The sequence below is a fragment of the Arthrobacter sp. MDT2-34-1 genome (assembly GCF_059091365.1).
Genome location: NZ_JBNHGO010000176.1, coordinates 1 through 366, shown reverse-complemented (window position 1 = coordinate 366; position 366 = coordinate 1). Strand labels below are relative to the sequence as shown.

Genomic DNA, 366 nt, shown 5'->3' with positions numbered 1-366 from the left:
GCGCAGGTGCCGATCTTCGTCTTCGCCTCCTTGCCTGCTCTCTGGTTTAGCCGCGTCCTGCTGGGTGCGGGCGAGGGGCCGCTGGCGCCGATCACCATGCATGCGGTGTATAAGTGGTTCCCCAGCAGAAAGGGGGCAACCCCGGCCGCGCTGGCTTCGGCCGGGGTGACCCTCGGCATCGTGGTTTTCGCCCCGGTGCTGGCCTGGATCGCCGCGGAGTTCGGCTGGAAGTCCACGTTCATCTTCCTGGCCGTCATCGGCGTTGTCTGGGCCGCGGCCTGGATCTTCGTCGGCAAGGAAGGCCCATACACCTCCCTGCGCGCCGAGCGCCGGATCGAGGGATCGGAGGCCCCGGAACTCGACGAG

At 68.0% G+C, this 366-nt stretch carries 1 protein-coding gene; it reads left to right on the top strand.

The window, feature by feature from the left end; all coding sequences use genetic code 11:
* Positions 1–366 (top strand): MFS transporter (locus AC5RVV_RS18245; protein WP_494002745.1); only part of this gene is annotated, 366 nt, incomplete at both ends.